Source organism: Streptomyces sp. NPDC059456, from assembly GCF_042750055.1.
Taxonomy (GTDB): Bacteria; Actinomycetota; Actinomycetes; order Streptomycetales; family Streptomycetaceae; genus Streptomyces.
Window position 1 is genome coordinate 1 of sequence record NZ_JBHYVA010000143.1, and the last position, 14846, is coordinate 14846.

At 73.3% G+C, this 14846-nt stretch carries 11 protein-coding genes and 1 pseudogene; 8 read left to right on the top strand and 4 right to left on the bottom strand.

Annotation, left to right across the window (positions count from 1 at the left end; all coding sequences use genetic code 11):
* Nucleotides 1-82 precede the first annotated feature (82 nt).
* Nucleotides 83-1375 (bottom strand): glycosyltransferase, encoded by a 1293-nt coding sequence (locus ACFXA3_RS15290; protein ID WP_385186965.1) that lies wholly within the window; start codon nt 1373-1375, stop codon nt 83-85.
* A 550-nt stretch (nt 1376-1925) separates the two neighbouring features.
* Here ACFXA3_RS15290 and ACFXA3_RS15295 point away from each other — a divergent pair.
* The 6 genes from ACFXA3_RS15295 (at nt 1926) to ACFXA3_RS15320 (ending at nt 8612) form a co-directional block, all read left to right on the top strand.
* Nucleotides 1926-2828, top strand: coding sequence for a kinase (locus tag ACFXA3_RS15295; RefSeq protein ID WP_385186967.1), 903 nt, complete (start codon nt 1926-1928; stop codon nt 2826-2828).
* An 8-nt stretch (nt 2829-2836) separates the two neighbouring features.
* The gene (locus ACFXA3_RS15300) at nt 2837-3904 is read left to right on the top strand and encodes a PLP-dependent cysteine synthase family protein (RefSeq protein ID WP_385186969.1); all 1068 of its coding nucleotides are present in this window, start codon (nt 2837-2839) and stop codon (nt 3902-3904) included.
* The gene (locus tag ACFXA3_RS15305) at nt 3901-5157 is read left to right on the top strand and encodes an ATP-grasp domain-containing protein (RefSeq protein WP_385186971.1); all 1257 of its coding nucleotides are present in this window, start codon (nt 3901-3903) and stop codon (nt 5155-5157) included. Before ACFXA3_RS15300 ends, ACFXA3_RS15305 begins: the two co-directional genes overlap by 4 nt.
* Entirely contained in the window at nt 5154-6731 is a 1578-nt protein-coding gene (locus ACFXA3_RS15310) for an argininosuccinate lyase (RefSeq protein WP_385186973.1), read from the top strand. The genes ACFXA3_RS15305 and ACFXA3_RS15310 overlap by 4 nt, the downstream gene beginning before the upstream one ends.
* 157 nt (nt 6732-6888) lie before the next feature.
* Nucleotides 6889-7533 (top strand): RNA polymerase sigma factor, encoded by a 645-nt coding sequence (locus tag ACFXA3_RS15315; protein ID WP_385186975.1) that lies wholly within the window; start codon nt 6889-6891, stop codon nt 7531-7533.
* On the top strand, nt 7530-8612 hold the full coding sequence (locus ACFXA3_RS15320; protein ID WP_385186977.1) for a CU044_5270 family protein: 1083 nt from the start codon (nt 7530-7532) through the stop codon (nt 8610-8612). Before ACFXA3_RS15315 ends, ACFXA3_RS15320 begins: the two co-directional genes overlap by 4 nt.
* Nucleotides 8613-8665: 53 nt before the next feature.
* Here the strand turns inward: ACFXA3_RS15320 and ACFXA3_RS15325 are convergent, their stop codons facing one another.
* Together ACFXA3_RS15325 and ACFXA3_RS15330 are read right to left on the bottom strand one after the other, a co-directional pair.
* Complete coding sequence (locus ACFXA3_RS15325; protein ID WP_385186979.1) at nt 8666-10312, bottom strand: sigma-70 family RNA polymerase sigma factor; 1647 nt, start codon at nt 10310-10312, stop codon at nt 8666-8668.
* 381 nt (nt 10313-10693) lie between these two features.
* Complete coding sequence (locus ACFXA3_RS15330) at nt 10694-11419, bottom strand: dienelactone hydrolase family protein (protein WP_385186981.1); 726 nt, start codon at nt 11417-11419, stop codon at nt 10694-10696.
* 267 nt (nt 11420-11686) lie between these two features.
* Here ACFXA3_RS15330 and ACFXA3_RS15335 point away from each other — a divergent pair, with 267 nt between their 5' ends.
* Nucleotides 11687-12163 (top strand): nuclear transport factor 2 family protein, encoded by a 477-nt coding sequence (locus tag ACFXA3_RS15335; protein WP_385186983.1) that lies wholly within the window; start codon nt 11687-11689, stop codon nt 12161-12163.
* Nucleotides 12164-12170: 7 nt separating this feature from the next.
* Here ACFXA3_RS15335 and ACFXA3_RS15340 read toward each other — a convergent pair whose 3' ends face one another.
* Nucleotides 12171-13664 carry a hypothetical protein gene (locus ACFXA3_RS15340; RefSeq protein ID WP_385186985.1) on the bottom strand — a complete coding sequence of 498 codons (1494 nt, stop codon included), beginning with the start codon at nt 13662-13664 and terminating at the stop codon, nt 12171-12173.
* A 20-nt stretch (nt 13665-13684) separates the two neighbouring features.
* Here ACFXA3_RS15340 and ACFXA3_RS15345 point away from each other — a divergent pair.
* A pseudogene (locus tag ACFXA3_RS15345) lies at nt 13685-14846 on the top strand (hypothetical protein); the annotation flags it as partial.

Genomic DNA, 14846 nt, shown 5'->3' on the forward strand with positions numbered 1-14846 from the left:
GGCGCGTCAGACCGTGGGGGGGGGGGCGGGGGCCGCCGCGCCGCGGCGGCGGGGGTGGGCCGGGGGGGGGTTCGGGGGCCGTTCAGGCGCTCCTCCCCGACCCCGCCCGCCGGACGTGCTCCAGCACGCGCACGGCGTCTTCGAGGGGGCTCTCCCGCCTCAGCTTCCCGGCGAGCCGCTCGGCGTTCCGTGCGATGCCGGGGTCGGTCGTCGCCGTGACGATGCCCGAGCGGAGCGCCTCCGCGGTCAGCTCCCGGAACTTCACGGGTGGAGCCGAGACGCCGAGGCCGTGGACGTGGTCCGCCCACATCTGCTGTTCGTTGTGGAACGGACAGGCCAGCTGCGGGAGTCCCGCGACCAGGGCGGCGTTGTAGGTCCCGGTGCCCCCGGCGTGCACGGCGGCGCGGACCCTGGGGAAGAGCCAGTCGTAGGGGACGTCCCTGACCACCATGACGTTCTCGGGCGGATCGACCACGCGTATGCCGCCCCAGCCCTCCACGACGACCGCCCGTTCCCCGGCGGCGCTCACCGCGTCGACGACGAGTCGTCCGGTCGCCTCGGGGTCTCCGCCGAACATGCTGCCGAATCCCACCGAAATGGGAGCTCGACCCTGCTCCAGGAAGCGCACGAGTTCGGCGGGCGGCTGCCAGTCGGGGCGGCGCGGCAGCGTCCAGAACCCGGTGGTGTGCACCCACTCGGGCCAGTCGGCGGCCGGCCTCAGGACGTGCGGGCTGAAGCCGTGGAGCACGGGTGTCGGGTTGCCGTGGACATCGGTCCGGAAGTCCGTGTAGCCGTCCCGGGGCGCAAGCCCGAGGACGTCCGTGCGCCACTGCTCCACCCAGTCCGACAGCGGTGGTTCGAGCGGCCGGTTGACGCGGGCGTGGTCCTCCAGGTTCGTCGCCGTCGGCCGCAGGCCGGGGCCCGGCGAGTACTCCCGGGAGACGACGTGGTGCGGGTAGAGGGTGGCGAGGACGTGCGGGACGCGGAGCCGCTCGGCGATCTGGTGCGTCACCTGCCGGGAGGACGGCGAATAGACGATGAGGTCGGCCCCGGCCGAAGCCGCGTCCCACATTTCCCGCATCATCAGCGGGAAGACCCGCGGGAAGAGCGCGATCGTGGACTCCCGCAGCCGGCGCTGCACCTGCGGGTCGTCGTTGTTCAGGTAGAGCCCGCGGACCTCGGGGCTCGACTGGAGCCGGACCAGTTCGTCGTTGAGCGCGGCGAACGGGACACCGAACTCCGCGGCGAAGTCCCCGTAGAGACGCGGTCCGACGAGCGTGGCGTCGTGCCCTGCCCGGTTGAGCGCGTGCGCCAGGGCCAGGTAGGGCTGTACGTCGCCACGGCTTCCGTCCGTCACGTAGACCAGAGCCTTCAATTCCGTTCCTTCCTGGGGCCGGACCGGGAGCCGCGTTCGGCACGAAGCACTGCCTGGGGAACATCGACGCGGCGCGCAACCGGCTGACGTGCATGGTGGGGGGCGGCGGGGCGCCGCGCATCCGTGTGGCGCAGCCTCGCCCCGCTGGGGACCGACCCGGCCGTGCCTCGGGCGGGATCGTGCCGATCATACCGGCAGCGCCTTGCCGGACCACTGCCCCGACACCTCAACTGCGGCTCTTCGAAGGCCCTTTGTCGCGCTCCGGGCGAGCCCCGACACGACCGGGCGCCCGAGGCATCGACAGGCGGTTCCCGCTCCGGCTGTGTCCGTGATCACTTGCAAAATGCCTCTGCCGCAGGTCAAATCAAAGGGTTACGGTGCGATCGGCCACGGGGGCATCCGAGGGTGCAGGGCCACTCCCGCCGCAGGCATCGCCGTGTTCCGGCACTCGTCTCCCCTGCATGCTCCGCCTGCCCGGCCCCCCGACCCGGAGCGGCTCCGAGCATGGATCTGACAACCCGTCGACGTAGCAGAGGAAGCCAGGGAACAGGTGGATCAGAGCGAAGGGCGGATGGGTGAGGCGTCGGCCCCGATACACCACGGCGAGGTGCTCCAGGGGTTGTTCCGCGAGCGGGGCGAGATGCGGCGCGGCCTCGTCACCCTCCCCTGCCCCCTGTACTGCGTGCAGGCGCGCTTCGCGTCGGGCGGCGGGGAGGACGTCACCGTATCCCCCGGCTGGCGCACCAAGGCGCGCGCAGCCGCGCGCCTGACCCTGTCCGCCCACGGCCTGCCCGCGGGCGGACATCTGGAGATATCCAGCGACGTGCCGCTGGGGCGCGGGTTCGGCTCGTCGACGAGTGACGTCCTCGCGGCGATCGGGGCCGTCCAGGACAGGTACGCGCTGCGTCTGACCCCGCAGGAGAAGGCCCGGCTGGCGGTGCGTGCCGAGATCGCGTCCGACTCGTTGATGTTCGACTCGACGGCGGTCCTCTTCGCCCAACGGGAGGGCACGGTCATCGAGGACTTCGGGCACCCCCTCCCGGCGGTGTTCGTCCTCGGCTTCGGGTCCAGGCCGGCACAGGGGGGCCGCGGGGTCGAGACCCTGTCCCTGCCGCCCGCGCGCTACACCGATGACGACGTCCTGGAGTTCGCGGAGCTGCGCGCCGTGCTCCGGGAGGCCGTACTCGCCAAGGACGTGGCCCTGCTCGGCAGCGTGGCCACGGCCAGCACACGGCTCAACCAGCGCCACCTCCCGGTCCCGCAGCTGGACCGCATCCTCGAGATCGCCGAGGAAGCGCGGGCGGTGGGCCTCCAGATCTCGCACAGCGGGGACGTCGCCGGGCTGCTCTTCGACCGCGACGACCCCGCGCTCGGCGTCCGCTCCACACGCGCCGAGGGGTTGCTCCGCGACATCGGCATCGTCGAGTCATGGAAGTTCACGACGAACGGATGAATGAATTCATGACAATCCATCAGTCGGCCGTCTACCCCTCGGTGATCGAGGCCGTCGAACTACCGAAGATCATCCATATCGGCGGGAACCTCTACGCCGCCGCGTTCACCCTGATGAAGCTCCTGCCCGCCCGCCACATCATCGACAGGGCCATCGCCGCCGGCGACCTCGCGCCGGGCACCCCGGTCATCGAGACGTCCTCCGGCACCTTCGCCCTCGGCCTCGCCCTGGTCTGCCGGCAGCGGGGCTTCCCCCTCACCATCGTCGGCGACCACTCCATCGACGACGACCTGCGCAACCGCCTGGAAATGCTGGGTGCCGAGGTCGAACTCGTCGAGGACCGCGGGCAGCCCGGCGGCATCCAGGGAGCCCGGCTGGCCCGGGTGGAGGAGCTGTGCCGGGCCAGGCCGGAAAGCTTCGTGCCGCAGCAGTACACCAACCCCGAGAACCCGGCCGCCTACGCCTCGGTGGGCCGGCTCGTCTCCCACACCCTGGGATCAGTCGACGCCCTCGTCGGACCCGTCGGCTCGGGCGGATCCACGTGTGGCATCGCCTCGACCCTGCGCGCGGACACGCCGGCACTGCGTCTGATCGGCGTCGACACCCACGGCTCCGTCATCTTCAAGGCGCCGGAGGCCCCTCGGCTGCTGCGGGGCCTGGGCAGCAGCATCGTCCCGGGGAACGTCGTGCACACCGCGTACGACGAGGTCCACTGGGTGTGCCCCGGCGAGGTCTTCCACGCCACCCGCGAGCTCTACCGCCGCCACGGCCTGTTCATGGGTCCGACCAGCGGTGCCGCCTTTCTCGTGGCCTCGTGGTGGGCGGAGCGCAATCGCGACTCCACGGTGCTGGCGGTACTCCCGGACGAGGGGTACCGCTACCAGTCCACCGTCTACAACGACGACTGGCTGCGCGGCCAGAACGCCCTGCCCGCGCAGCCCGCCGACGGCCCCCGCCTCGTGGAGAGGCCGGGAGAGGGCGACGGAAGCTGGTCCAGACTCCTGTGGAACCGCCGCACGTACGACGACGTCGCCGGCGCCTCCACCGATCTCCAGACACAAGGGAGCCCCGCGTGACACAGCCCGTGCTACTGCTCGTCGAAAGCAACACGACGGGAACGGGACGCCAGTTCGCCCGCCGTGCGAGGGCGCTGGGAATCCAGCCCGTCCTGCTCTGCACGGACCCCGGGCGCTACCCGTACGTGGCCGAGGACGGCGTGCGCGCACTCGTCGTCGACACGGCGGACGACGCAGCCGTCCTCACCGCCGCCCGACGCCTGCAGGAGCAGGCTCCGATAGCCGGGGTCACGTCCAGCTCCGAGTACTACGTGGCCACGGCCGCCGCCACCGCACGCGCCCTCGGGCTGCCCGGCCCGGACGCCGACGCCGTACGGGAATGCCGCGACAAGGCACGGCAGCGACAGCGGCTGCACGAGGCGGACGTGGCCGTCCCGCGCCACGAGCAGGTGCGCAGCGCCGAAGAGGCGGTGGCCGCCGCACACCTCATCGGGTACCCCGTCGTCCTCAAGCCCGTCCAGGGTTCCGGCAGCCTCGGAGTGCGGCTGTGCACGGACGCCGGGGAGGTGTCGGCCCATGCCGCGGCCCTGACGTCCGCCGTCGTGAACGAGCGCGGCGTGGCGGTACCCCGGGACGTCCTCGTCGAGGCGTACCTGCGCGGCGCCGAGTACTCCGTGGAGGTGTTCGGACACGCGGCCGTGGTCGTCGTCGCGAAACACCTGGGCCCGCTGCCCGACTTCGTCGAGCTCGGTCACGACGTCCCGGCGCCGATATCGGCGGACGCCGCGGCACTGCTGCGGGACCAGGCCGTGCGCGCGGTGAAGGCCCTCGGACTGGGCTGGGGGGCCGCGCACGTCGAGCTGCGCATGGACGGCGACGACGTCCGCGTCGTCGAGGTCAATCCGCGGCTGGCCGGGGGCATGATCCCGGAGCTGGTCCGCCACGCGCTCGGCATCGACCTGGTGGCCTGCCAGGTCGGGGCCGCCGTCGGCGCTCCCGCCACCGACACCCCGCCGGCCACGGGCAGATCGGCCGCCATCCGCTTCCTCACCTCCGACCGACCGGGCTCCTTGGGCGACCGCACCCGTACCGAGCGGGCCCTGGAGACGGCCCGTTCGGTGCCGCACACCGAGACCGCCGTGCTCTACCGCTCTCCCGGTGATCCGATCGAGCCCGCACACGATTTCCGGGGCCGGCTCGGACACGTCATCGCCTCCGCCGCCGGTGCGGACCTCGCCGGGGCATCCGCCGACGAAGCACTGCGCGAACTGGCCGGCGCGCTCGCCCCTGCGCCCGAGGGGGCACGCGGATGAGCGCCGACCGCACCACGGATGCAGCAGCCGCGGCGGCGCGCCCCGGCGTGGACACCGGAAGGCTGAGCACCGGGCTGCACGACGAGGCCCACGCGATCGTCTACGACCAGTACCTCTCCCCCCACGGCACGGCCGACGGACTCGGCGAGGAGCTCCGCCTCATCAGCGAGGTCGACCGCGCCCACCTGGTGATGCTCAGCGAGCGCGGGATCGTCGAGCCCGCCCACGCGTCCGCCCTCCTACGAGCCATCGACGAGCTGCGCCGCTCCGATTTCGCCGCGGTACGGGCCAGGCCCATGCCCCGGGGCGTCTACCTCGCGTACGAGACCCTGTTGACCGAGCGGCTCGGCGAGGGCATCGGCGGTGTGATGCACACCGGCCGCTCCCGGAACGACCTCAACGCGACGACGGCCAGGCTGCGCGGCCGTCGGCACTTCCTGCGCCTGGTGGAGGCGACCGAGGCGCTCGCGGGGACCCTTGTGGACAAGGCCGAGGAGTACGGGGCCGTCGTCATGCCCGCGTACACCCACGGGCAGCCCGCGGTGCCCATCACCTACGGGCACTACCTGGCCGGCGTGGGCTGTTCGGTGCTCCGCGCGCTCGAAGACCTGCTCCACGCCGGGCGGGAGCTCGATGTGAACCCCCTCGGTGCCGGAGCCGTGGGCGGCACGTCCGTGGCCATCGACCCGGAACGCACGGGCGTCCTGCTCGGGTTCGCGGGCCCGGCGCGCAACTCGGTCGATGCCGTCGCCTCCCGGGACTTCGCGCTCAGGCTGCTGGCCGCGGCCTCGGCGCTGGGCATCACCGTCGCGCGCGTCGCCCGGGACTTCTCGGCCTGGACTTCCGAAGAGGCCGGCCTCGTCCACCTCGCGGACGACCTGGTGGGCTCCAGCTCGATGATGCCGCAGAAGCGGAACCCGTTCCTCCTGGAGCATGTCCAGGGCCGGGCGACCGCGAGCCTCGGCGCGTTCACGGCGGCCGCCTCCTCGATGGCCACCGCCCCCTACTCCAACGCCATCGCCGTGGGTACGGAGGCGTTGCGGCACACGTGGCCGGGCCTGGCGAACGCGACGGACGCCGTGACCTTGCTGAGGCTCGTCGTGCACGGCGCCGCACCGGATGCGGAGCGCATGCTGCGGCGCGCCGTCGACGGCTTCACCCCCGCCACCTACCTGGCCGAGCGACTGGTCGCCGCGGGGATGCCGTTCCGCAGCGCACACCACCTGGTGGGCAAGACGGTGGTGCTGGCCCTGGACACGTCCCGGTCCTTCGCCGAGGCGGCCGCTGACGTTCCGGAGATCGCCCGGCTCGCGGCACGCCACGGCGCGTCGCAGTCCACGGGCGGGGCGGACGACTGGCTGCAACCGGCCGCCGTCGTGCGGGCCTGCGCGTACGGCGGGGGGCCCGGCGGTGACTCGACGGCCCGCGCCGTGGTCGGACTGCGCGCCGATCTGGAGTCGGCGCGGGCCGCGACCGAGGAGCGCCGGGTGCGCTGGGCCGCCGGCGCGGCCGCGCTCGACGCGTCCGTGGCGGGACTGGTGTCGCCGCTCCCCGGCGCGCCCGTCCACCCGTGAGGCCCGAGGAGGACCCGGGTCGTCGGCAGGTCCGCGGGGGCCTCGCCCTCCGGTAGGGTGCGCGGCTGTGGGGGGAGGGCCGGCGGCCGCCGCCCGCAGCCGCACACGTGACGCAGGTCACGGGAACCCCTCCGACGGTGCCGGACAGCCAGCAGGCGTGACGACAGAAATGCGAACCCGGATACGGTCCGGGGATCCGGACGCCTATGCGGAGCTGTTCGACGGCTACGCACGGGCCCTCTACAACCACGCCTTCCGGATGACCGGGGACTGGGCCGTTGCGGAGGACGTCATGTCGGCGGCCTTCCTGGAAGCGTGGCGGCTGCGCGGCACGGTCGACCCCGAGGGCGGGTCCCTGCGGCCCTGGCTCCTGGGCATCACCACGAACCTCGCCCGCAACCACTGCCGCAGCAACCGGCGCTACCGGGCCGTCGCCGCCGCCACCGCGGCCGCGGCGGGCGCCGCATCCGTGCCCGACCACGCCGACGAGGTGGCCGGCCGGCTCGACGACCGGCAGCAGATCGCGGCCACGCTCACGCAGCTGGGCTCACTGCGCGCACCCGAGCGCGAAGTCCTCCTGCTGTGCCTGTGCGAGGGGTTGGAGTACGCGGAAGCCGCGGGTGTCCTCGGCATTCCCGTCGGCACCGTCCGCTCCCGGCTGTCGCGGGCCCGTACGAAGCTGCGCAAGCTGGCCGACGCGGAACTGAAGAGGAACGGGCGGGAACTCGTGGCCCGGTCGCGACAGATACAAGAAGACCGCAACACGAAGACGGTCCGGTCCGCACAGGAAGGAATCCGATGAACGCCGACCTTTCCCGACCCTCTTTCGTCGAACGGGAACTGCCCGCGGGCCGCCACCAGTTCCACAAGGAGCGCCTGATGTCCCAGATCCACGACGACCTCCGAACCGCCGGCGCCGACGGCGGCGCCGGCACCGCAGCCACCCCGTCCCGTTCCGGCACGGTGCGCAACCCGTTCCTGCGCCGTGCGGTCCTCGTGCCCGTCGCGGGCTTCGCCCTGGCCGGCGCGCTCGCCGCCGGGTTCTTCGGCTACCTGCACCAGGGCGCCGCGGACGGCGCCGGCGCCACGATGGCCACCGGTCCGGCGATGACCACCCGCATCGGCGCCGCCGACGCCCAGGGCGCACCCCAGCTCCTGGACCGCATCTCGCTGGCCGCCTCCGCTTCCTCGGCCGCCCATTCCGGGGTGCGCGCGGACCAGTACGTCTACATCGGAAGCAAGACGGCGACCACGTACGTGAAGACCGAGGGCAACAAGCACACCCTGGTCAGCGAGAAGCTGCACGAGCGCCACCAGTGGAACTCCCCGGACGGCACCAAGGGCTGGCTGATCGAGCCCGGCAACACCGGTCCGGAGGGCGTGACCCTGGAGGGGCCCGACGAGAAGGGCCAGACCCCGACGCCCTACCTCAACGCGCCCAGCTACGACTACCTCGCCCAGCTGCCCACCGACCCCGACGTGCTCCTGCGCAAGATCTACGAGGAGACCAAGGGCAGCGGCCGCGGCCCCGACCAGGAGGCCTTCACCACGATCGGCGACCTGCTGCGCGCGAGCTACCCGCCGCCGGCCCTGACGGCCGCGCTCTACAAGGCAGCTGCGAAGGTCCCCGGCGTGGTGACGGTGGACGACGCGGTCGACGCCGCCGGCCGCCGGGGAATCGCCGTCGCCCGCCTGGACGAGCACTCGGGCCAGCGCGAAGAGTGGATCTTCGACCGGCAGTCCCTCGCCTTCCTCGGCGAACGCACCGTCCAGGTGCAGGGCGAGTCCGGCGAACAGGGCCTGATCAAGCCCGGCACGGTCGTGTTCACCAGCGCCGTCATGATCCGGACCGTCGTCGACCACATGAAGGAACGGCCGTAGCGGCGGGCGCGCGAGGATGACGGCCTCATGGCGGCGGTGTGCCGTGCCCTCGTTCATCCCAGGGTGAAGAGGAAATTGACGGAGTTGTAGTAGTTGGGCAGCTGTACCAGGTCCGATCCCCTGCGCGGAGGGTCCGTCTTCGGCCAGTTCCGCGGGCCCAGCAGGTGGTCGGCGTAGTCGCTCTTCGGGACGGGCGGCACGAACCAGAGCCGGAACGCGCCGGACCCTCCGGCCGGGTCGGACCGCCACAGCTGCGTGGTACGGCCGCTGCCGGAGCGGCAGGTGCGCAGGACGACGTCGACGGTGTTCCCCCCGGAGGCGGTTCCGTCGAGGCAGGTGCCGGTGCCCGTGTTCCGGAACTGGTACGTGCCCTGGCCGGCCGGCAGGCGCTGCCAGCCCTGGGAGGCGTCTCCGGTGCACGGCTGGAGCTCCAGCGCCCCCTCGGAGCCGCCGCCGGCGGGGCCGGCGCACAGCCCCGAGCCCGTGTTGACCAAGGGCCGGCCCGCGGTGGGGGCGGGGTTGGGCGACGGCGGCGCGGGGGACGGCGCGCGGGTGACGGGGGCCGGCGGGGCAACCACGGCAGCGGTGGCCGACATCGCGGCGCCGATGGACACGATCGGTGGCGCCGAGTCCGTCGGGGACGGGAACAGGAACGGGTTCGGCTCCTCGCTCGGGCCGGGGCTGGGGATCGCGACCCCGGGGGCCGGCGCGGCCCGCTCCAGCCGGTCCTCGGCCGGCAGCAGGACGAACGCGGTGAGCGTCGTGCCCGCGACGGCCGCCGCCGCGGTCCACTTTCCCGCGCCGAGGCGCGCCGCCGCCAGCTTGAACCCCACCGCCTTGCCCGCTGCCACGTGGTGGGCGCCGTGCACTCCGGCGGACAGCGCCGACGAGGCGGGGTGCCAGAGCAGGATTCCGGCCGGGAGCAGCGCGCCGAGCCGGTTGTTGACGGCGCGCAGGTCGCGCTCTGCCCGTCCGCACTCGGCGCACGCCTGAAGGTGCCGTCCCAGGTCCCGGGTGATGCGCTTGCCCGGTCGGCGCAGCGCGGTGGCGAGCTGGCCGCCGTAGTGCCGGCACTCGTCGCTCGCGCTCTGGTCCAGGTGGGCGCGCAGGTAGGCCTCGCGCAGGCCCTCCCGGGCGCGCGCCGCCAGGGAGTTGACGCCCCCCGCCGAGATCCCGAGGCGCCGGGCGGTCTCGGCCGCGGGCTCGGGTTCGACGACGGCGTGCCACAGCACGGACTGCCAGCGCTCCGGCAGCGACCGGTACGCCCGCAGGACGAGCGAGCCCTCCTCCGCCAGCAGGGCGGCGCCCTCGACGTCCTGGTCGCCGGAGAGTTCGGCGGCCCAGGTCTCGAAGTCGTCGGACAGCTGGGTGCGGGCGCTGCGGCGGGCCCATTCCATCGCCACCCGGCGCACGCAGGTCAGCAGGTACGGCCGCCAGGCGTACTCGGGTCCGGCTCCCCAGGCCACCGCCCGGTAGGTGCGGGCGAAGGCCTCGGCCGCGAGGTCACTGGCGGTGGCCAGGTCCCGGCAGCAGGTGCGGGCGTAGGCGCGTACGGCGTCGTGGTGACGGGCGAACACCTCGCCCATCACGTCGCTGACATGGGAGTCGGACGCCGGGTCGCGCTCGCGGAGCAGCGCGCAGAGCTCTGCGTCGCTGAGGTCGTGGAGGTCCTGCCGGCGTGCAGTTCCCGATGTGCTCAACCTTGCTCCCGTTGACGTGCTGATGGCCGGCACGGCGAATGCCGGGCAGGGGGGCGGTGGGGTGCGACGCTGCGCCCGGCCGGAATTCGCGCAAGTGTGCACGGTCCGGGGGCCTGTGGGCAACCAGGCTCCTCGACACCGCGCGACCCGATGCACATTCGGCAAAGATCTGGCAAAGCCGCGGGACGCCGCCCTGGTCACACCGTCTTCCCTGCACCGACGACCAGACCAGGAGGCGCGCATGCGGCACAGCGGAACCATCCCGTCCACCCCACCGGCACGCCGCCCGGGGAACCGACGGGTCGCCACCCGTCGGTTCCTCAGGGCCTCCCGGTGCAGGGGGCCTTCAGGGCCCGCTGCGGCCCGCGGGCCGGTCCGGCCTCACTTCAGGTGCCGGTCCAGGAACCGGCAGCCGTCCTCCAGCTCGAACCACGGGGTGCCGGTGTGCCCTCCCGGATTGGCGTGCAGCGTCTTCTCCTTGCTGCCGAAGGCGTCGAACAGCTCCAGCGCCCGCCGCCGCGGGTTGCCTTCGTCGTCCCACTGCAACAGGAACAGCAGCGGGACGGTGACCTGCCGGGCCTCCTCGCGCTGGGCACGGGGCACGTACCCCCCGGCGAAGAGGCCCGCGGCCGCGATGCGCGGCTCGGCCACCGCCAGCCGGATGCCGAGCGCCGCCCATCCGCCGGAGTACCCGACCGGGCCGCGGATCCCGGGCAGGCCGAGGAGGGCGTCCAGAGTGGTCCGCCATTCCGGGACCGCGTTCTCGACCAGCGGTCCGATGAGGGACTCGAAGATCTCGTCGACCGGCTCGCCGGCCTGCATCGCGCGCCGGAGGTCGGCGCGTGCCCGCTCGGCGGCGGCGGAGCGGGGCCGGTCACCGCACCCGGCGGCGTCGATGGTGGCCACCGCGTAGCCGTGCGCCGCGGTGTACCGGGCGCGGGCCGTCAGCCGGGGGTCCGCCTTGGGCAGGCCGTTGTTGTGGGACATCAGGACCAGCGGGACCGGCGCGGCGGACTCGGGCGTCCACAGGGTGCCGGGGATCTCGCCGAGGGTGAACTCGCGCTCGAGTACGCCGTCGTCGAGGCGCTGTTCGGAAGTGAAGTGCATGGTCGTGCCTTTCGGGAGTGCACGTGAACGGCGCTCCCGGACGACCTATCGCCCGGCCGTGACCCCGGAGGGGAGCACCCATGTCGATACTGCGTTCACGGGTACCACCTCCTCGTTCTCTCGCACGGCCTCCGGGAGACTAGCAGCGGCCGCCGCCGTCGGCCAACGGGTTTCCGCGGGGGCTCCTGCGCCCCGGTGGGCCGCCGCGCCGCCGCGGGGCGTCGAAAAGCGGTCGTGAGATCCGTGCCGCGCTGATAGGAAGCGGGGATGGATACCGAGACCCTTGATCCCACCGACCGTCTGATCGCCGAGCGGGCCTGCGAGCGTCTGATCGTGCGGTTCGTCCACGAGCTCGATCTCGGTGACCCGGCTGAGGTGGCCGGGCTCTTCACCGAGGACGGGGTCTGGGAGTGGGCTCTCGGCGACCGCAGGGTCCAGGGCCGTGAGGCACTGCGGGCCTACTTCGGCGCTCGGCCCGCGGACCGGCTCTCGCGCCGCATCTGCACGAACGTTCTGGTGAGCCTCACGTCCGCCTCGACGGCGAGCGCGACCACGTACTTCACGACGTACCGGGTCGACGGACACACCGGCGACGGTTATGCGGCCCCCCGGATTCCCACCCAAGTGGGGCACTACGAGGACGCGTTCCGCAAGGTCGACGGGCGTTGGCTGCTGAGCCGCCGTTCCCTGTTCCTGGCCTTCGCCGGTCCGACGGAGCACCTCGGACCGGCCGGCTCGCGGTAGTCCGAGATCAGTCCTCCGCCTCCGCCAGGGGCTCGTCCGGGTCCGCGGCCATGACCAGCTGGGTGATGTCGTGGCCGTCCGGGGTGCGGACGTCGATGCGGTACACGCCCGGGCGCGGGGCGGTTGCCGTTGCGGTGGCCACGCCGTCCTCCCAGGTCAGGGTGAGGGGGGTCGGGCGGGCGGGGTGTTCGAGGTCCGTGAGGCGGCAGGTCAGGCCCGAAAGCATGTCGACGTCGGTGAGGCGGAGCTTCCACGGACGGCCCGCCCCGACCAGGTCGGGTGCGCTCAGCCCGCAGCCGGCTTCGCCCTGGGGCGTCCCGGGGTTGATGTCGTCGCGGACGATCTCGGTGACGGCTTCGAGGGCGGTCTTCGCCCTGGCGACGTCCCCGTGCTGGAGCGGCAGCGGGGTGACGACGTCGGTGAGGATCGCCGACTCCTTGTAGACGGTGCCGTCCCCGTGCACCTGGAAGTACCGGACCCGGTCGTGCCGGTCGAGGATGAAGGTCCCGTCGGAGTTCTGCCGGGCGCCGTCGAAGTGCGCCTCGACCGTGCCGCCGTTGATCGTCAGGTTCTGCCAGGTGGGCTGGTTGACGCCGACGACCGAACGGTGGCCGGGCAGGGTGATGCCCTTCTGGACGTGGTGGAAGCGGGCCGCCCGGCGCGCCAGCTCCGCGTCACCGCCGATGGCCGCGACGTCGCTGGGCGTGAGGTGGCGCACGTCGTCCCCCGCGCGCAGGCTGCGGTACTGCGGCAGCAGGTCGTGCAGGCCGGGCATCGTGGCGCAGATCGCCCGGAGTTTGCGGTGGGGCAGCGGTACGGGGGCGCCCCGGCCGGTGGCGAGGATGACGGCCGCCTTGACCGAGCCCTGGAAGGGGGTGCCGAGGGTGATCACGCCCCGGGTGTCGGCCTGGAGGTAGCCGTCGTGGCCGGGGTCGAGGGCCGCGCGGGTGACGAGACCGCCCATGGAGTGGGCGACGAAGACGAGCCGCCCCTCCCGCTGGTCCTTGCGGTGGCGGCGGGCCAGGGCGTGGGCGGGGTGGCGGCGCCAGGCGGTCAGGTGCAGGCGCGCGGCGTCGGCCAGGAGACGGCCGTTGGCCGCGACGGGCAGGCGCCAGTCGTAGGCGAACTCCAGGACCGCGGCGTCGTCGGCGACGCTGGTGCGGATCGTGTCGACCAGATCGGTGTACGGCTCGCTGCCCGCGAGGTACGGGGTCCAGGCGGAGTGTCCGAGGAGGCCGGTCGCCTCGATGCGGCCGGTCTTGCCGGCCAGTTCGTCCTCGGTCATGGCCAGCGACTCCAGACCGGAGGGCGTGGTCCAGGCCTTCAGCAGCCAGGAGACGCCGCCGAGGCCCCAGACGTCCTTGCCCGTGCTCGTGTCGCGAAGGGTGCTGCCCATGATCCCCGGTACGACGACCACCGCGTCCTGGGTGACGTGGTCGGGCAGGTCGGGTAGGTCGGGTAAGCGGTCCGTACGGGACGGACGTTGCCGCTGCTCGTTCATGGCAGTGAAGAATAGGGACCGTGGACGGGCAGCGGGGCGAGATCGGCTTAGCCGATGCGGCGGAGCAGGCTGCGCTGCAGGTGGTGGCCGAGCAGCGGGCGGGCACCTTGTACGTCCTGGTGATGGAGGACGGGACCGCGGCACTGCGCGAGGCCTTCGACGCGCAGCTGGAGGCGGTGGCGCTGTGGTGGGAGCGGCCCCCTCCGGACGGCCCGGGATTCGTGAAGGTCGCGCCCGCGCGGTCGGTGACCAGCCGCCATGACGTGGAGTGCTTCCTGGAGTCGTCGCGGATCCGGGACGCGGAGCCGGACGTCCCCGTGGTGCTGTACGTGTCGGGCCACGGGCTCACCTCGGGCGCGGCCAGGCACTTCGCGGTCCGGCCCCCGACCGAACCCCACCGGCTCCCGGGGACGGGGATGCGCACGGCGGAGATCGTGACGGCCGCGCTCGACTCGCACGCCCGGGACGTCCTGGTGATCGTGAACATGTGCGAGTCCGCCGACGCGGCGGGAGAGCTGCTGGAACTCCTGCGGAGCCTGGACTCCGCGCGCACGGCGCGCGCCACGCTGAACGTCCTGACCACCGCGGCGCCCAAGATGCAGGTGCGGGGGCGGGAGTTCGCGCTCGTCCTGAGCCGGGCCCACGAGTGGCTGCGCACGGCCGGCGGGATCACCCGCCCCTACCTGTCGATGGAGGAGTTCAGCCGGGCCCTGTACCAGGCGGCGCAGACGGTCGGCGCGGAGCTCGGCCGCAGTCTGTCCCTCGACTGCCGCGCGCTGTCGAGCGGCAAGCTGCACGTGCCGACCACCGCGCTGCCGAACCCGGGCCACCGGCCGGAGCGGGCCGCGGTGGAGGAGAGCCGGCAGGAGGTGGCGGCGACGCCGGAAGACCTGGACTACTGGCTGGAGAAGGCCAGCGGACGCACCGGCGCCGACGACACCGGCTGGTACTTCTCCGGCCGCAGGCGCCTGAACGCCTCGCTGGTCTCCTTCTTGAACGGCCCGCCGGGGGTCCTCGTCGTCACGGGCATCACCGCGAGCGGGAAGTCGGCGATCCTGGGCCGCGCGGTGACCTTGAGCGACGCGAAGTTCAGGGCCTCGGCGCTGTTCCGGGCCGCGGTCGGCCACTGCCCGCGGGACACCGTCCCGGACGGGGGCGGGGGGGGGGGGGCGCGCCCCCCCC

Bases quoted from the DNA above. Each gene is read 5' to 3' on its own strand.
- ACFXA3_RS15300 (WP_385186969.1), top strand. From the start codon at position 2,837: ATGACAATCCATCAGTCGGCCGTCTACCCCTCGGTGATCGAGGCCGTC.
- ACFXA3_RS15310 (WP_385186973.1), top strand. From the start codon at position 5,154: ATGAGCGCCGACCGCACCACGGATGCAGCAGCCGCGGCGGCGCGCCCC.
- ACFXA3_RS15320 (WP_385186977.1), top strand. From the start codon at position 7,530: ATGAACGCCGACCTTTCCCGACCCTCTTTCGTCGAACGGGAACTGCCC.
- ACFXA3_RS15330 (WP_385186981.1), bottom strand. From the start codon at position 11,419: ATGCACTTCACTTCCGAACAGCGCCTCGACGACGGCGTACTCGAGCGC.
- ACFXA3_RS15335 (WP_385186983.1), top strand. From the start codon at position 11,687: ATGGATACCGAGACCCTTGATCCCACCGACCGTCTGATCGCCGAGCGG.
- ACFXA3_RS15340 (WP_385186985.1), bottom strand. From the start codon at position 13,664: ATGAACGAGCAGCGGCAACGTCCGTCCCGTACGGACCGCTTACCCGAC.